This is a genomic window from Streptomyces sp. NPDC051940, from assembly GCF_040680895.1.
Lineage (GTDB): Bacteria > Actinomycetota > Actinomycetes > Streptomycetales > Streptomycetaceae > Streptomyces.
The window spans coordinates 1-2,758 of the sequence record NZ_JBFAXR010000271.1 but is presented as its reverse complement, the minus strand read 5'-3'; the positions used below and the strand labels follow the sequence as shown (position 1 = coordinate 2,758).

The following is a 2,758-nucleotide window of genomic DNA, read 5'->3' as shown; positions in this document are numbered from 1 at the left end:
GATGCGTCCGTGCTCAGGGCGGAGGCGCTGATCCGCGAGGCGTCGCAGCCGCTGCCGTCGGACAGGCAGAGCGTGGCGGTGGGCGTGACGCCGGCGTACCTGAACCAGTTCGACGAGCCCTCGGGCTACCTCGACTTCGCGCGCTTCGGGCCGGTCTCGGCCGATGTGAGCGAGGTCCTGGTCCGGGCCGCGCGGACCATCAGGAGCCAGGGGCACCCGGCGCTGGCCGCGTTCGAGGCGGAGCAGGCCCGGACCGTCGCCGCGGGGGCCGCGCTGCTCGGCGCGGCCCCGCACGAGGTCGCGCTCGTCAGCTCCACCTCGCACGGCATGTTCGCCGCCGCGCACGCGCTGCGCGGGCCCGGGACGGTGCTGGTGTCCCGGAGCGACTTCCCCGCCGCGGTGTACCCGTGGCTGCGCGCCGCGGAGCGCGGCGGGCTCGGCGTACGGGAGCTGGACGGGCCGGTCACGGCGGACACGGTGCGGGCCCGCCTGGACGACGGGGTCCGGGCGGTGTCCGTGTGCGCGGTGGACGCCCTGACCGGGTTCCGGACCCCGCTCGCCGAGATCAAGGAGGTGATCGGTCCGCGCCGCGTGCTCGTCGTCGACGCCGTCCAGGCGCTGGGCGCGGTGGAGACCGACGCCGACGCGGCCGACCTCCTCGCGTGCGGCGGGCAGAAGTGGCTGCGGTCCGGCTGGGGCGCCGCGCTGCTGCTGGTCCGCGACCGGGTGGCCGGCCTGCTCGAACCGGGGCTCGGGGGCTGGTCCGGCGTACACGATCCGCTGGGCGGGCTCGCGCACCCGCGACCCGCCCTGCCCGGCGCCGTCGCGCACACCTTCACCAATCCGGACGGCCCCGCCGTCGCCGCGCTGGGGGCCGGGCTCGCGCTGGTGCACCGCGTGGGCGTCGGACGGATCGCCGCCCGGATCGCCGAGGCGCTCGGCTCGCTGCTCGACGCGGCGCGCTCCGCGGGCGCCGAGGTGGCCGCCCCCGGCGGTGGCGGCATCGGGCGGCTGCGGCTGCCCGGCGCCGATCCGGCAGCGGTGCAGGGGCAGTTGGCCGCCGCCGGGCTCAGCACGACGCAGCGCGGTGACTGGATACGCCTCGCACCGCACGCGACCACGCCCCGCGCCACGGCGCACCGCCTCGCCGAGGCGCTGCGGGCGGTCCGGCGCTGAGGGCCGGCGGGCGACGGGCGGCTCCGAGCACCCCTGGGGCCGCCCCGGTCCGCCGAGCCCTGCCCCGTAGAACGCCGGCGCCGGCTCCAGAGCCACCAGCCCTCCCGACCATCCCCCGAAGGGATCCCCGCACCTCCAGGCACCACCACCCCACCCTCCCAAGGAGACCCACATGTCACACCCCTCCCGCCGCACCGTCCTCCGCGCCTCCTCGGCCGGCCTGTTCACCCTCGCCGCGGGCCCCGCGCTCAGCGCGTGCAGCGGCTCCGGCGGCGAGTCGGCCGGCGGCGGCGACGCGGCGACCGGCAAGGTCACCGTCTGGTCGTGGACGACGGCCGCCGAGGCGCTGCGCGGCGTCGTCCCCGCGTTCCAGAAGGACAACCCCGGGATCACCGTCGACGTCCAGGACGTCGGCAACCCGGCGATCTGGGACAAGATCACCGTCGGCATGGCCTCCGGCGGCCGGGGCCTGGCCGATGTGCTGCACATAGGCTGCGACTACCTCCCCGGCTACCTGGAGAAGTTCCCCGGGGGCCTGGCGAACCTCTCGGAGCTGGGCGCCGACAAGCACAAGGACGAGTTCGCCAAGGGCCTGTGGCCCGTCGTCTCCGGCAAGGACGGGCACGCGTACGCCCTGCCCTGGGAGGTCAACCCGCTCGGCTTCTTCTACCGCCAGGACATGTTCGACAAGGCCGGCCTGGACCCGGTGTCGTTCGAGACCTGGGAGGACGTCGTCGCCGCGGCCGGCAGATTCCGCAAGGCCAACCCCGGGGCCTACATGTTCGGCCTCAACAAGCCCGCCACCCCCGGCCCCGACTGCGACTTCCTGCAGGGGCTGATGCAGCTCCAGGGCGCCTTCTACTTCGACTTCGACGGGAAGGTCACCCTCGGCTCCGAGGAGGCGGTCCGCTCCCTGACCATCATCAAGGAGCTCAACGACGCCGGTCTGGTGGGCGACTCCTCCGGCGAGCAGGGCTGGTCCAAGCTGGTCTCCGCCGACACGGTCGCGGCCTCGCCGCTGGCGGCCTGGGCGGTGCACTACCTGGAGACCAAGTTCCCCGCGCAGAAGGGCAAGTGGCGCCTGACCAGCCCGCCCGCGGTGACGGCGGGCGGGAAGCGCACCGCCATCGTCAACTCGACACACCTGGCGGTCTCCGCCTCCAGCCCGCGCCGCCGGGCGGCCTGGACGTTCGTGGAGTACGCCCTGACCAAGCCCGCCTCGATGAACGGCATGTTCACCGCGGGCGGCGTCTTCCCCGCCCTGACCTCCGCCTACGCGGACCCGATGTACGCGCGTAAGAACGACTTCTACGGCGGCCAGGCACCCCTGGAGACCTTCACCCAGCTGCTCGGCGAGGGCGCCGACGCCACCAACTACTCCGGCGACTACGCCCGCGCCCTCAAGCTCGCCAGCGACGCGCAGGTGAAGGTGCTGGTGAAGGGCGCCGACCCGGCCGCCGTGCTGCGCGACGCCGCGGAGCAGCTGGCCCAGCAGACGAAGCGCGACCTCGCATGACGGTCACGACCCTGACCGACAGGCGCGCACCCGCGGCCCTGCGCCCGGCGCGCGCCGGGCGGCGGC

General features: G+C 75.2%; 2 protein-coding genes. Both read left to right on the top strand.

The genetic code is table 11. From position 1 onward, the window contains the following. Positions 1 to 9: 9 nt before the first annotated feature. Positions 10 to 1,176, top strand: a complete 1,167-nt coding sequence (locus AB0M28_RS40310; RefSeq protein ID WP_365415796.1) for an aminotransferase class V-fold PLP-dependent enzyme — start codon at positions 10 to 12, stop codon at positions 1,174 to 1,176. 172 nt (positions 1,177 to 1,348) lie between these two features. Further along, a complete protein-coding gene (locus tag AB0M28_RS40305) occupies positions 1,349 to 2,692 on the top strand; it encodes an extracellular solute-binding protein (protein WP_365415794.1) in 1,344 nt (447 codons plus the stop codon). Positions 2,693 to 2,758: the final 66 nt, after the last annotated feature.